The organism is Novilysobacter selenitireducens, from assembly GCF_020026895.1.
GTDB lineage: Bacteria > Pseudomonadota > Gammaproteobacteria > Xanthomonadales > Xanthomonadaceae > Lysobacter_C > Lysobacter_C selenitireducens.
In genome coordinates this window covers 1-327 of sequence record NZ_JAINZW010000019.1, presented here as the reverse complement: position 1 = coordinate 327, position 327 = coordinate 1, and the positions used below count along the sequence as shown (strand labels likewise).

Below are 327 nucleotides of genomic sequence, written 5' to 3'. Positions count from 1 at the left end.
CCTCGTCCTTGCTCAGCACGTAGACCTCACCCTCGAAGTCGGTGTGCGGCTTGATCGAACCCGGCTTGCACAGCACCTGGCCGCGCTCGACGTCGTCGCGCTTGGTGCCGCGCAGCAGCAGGCCGGCGTTGTCGCCTGCCTGGCCCTGGTCCAGCAGCTTGCGGAACATCTCGACGCCCGTGACCGTGGTCTTCTGGGTGTCGCGGATGCCCACGATCTCGATTTCGTCGCCGACCTTGATGATGCCGCGCTCGATGCGGCCGGTCACCACGGTGCCGCGGCCCGAGATCGAGAACACGTCCTCGACCGGCATCAGGAACGGCTTGT

At 66.7% G+C, this 327-nt stretch carries 1 protein-coding gene; it reads right to left on the bottom strand.

Annotation, left to right across the window (positions count from 1 at the left end):
* The coding region (locus K6753_RS14885) for an EF-Tu/IF-2/RF-3 family GTPase (protein WP_255591924.1) at nucleotides 1-327 on the bottom strand (327 nt) is incomplete at both ends.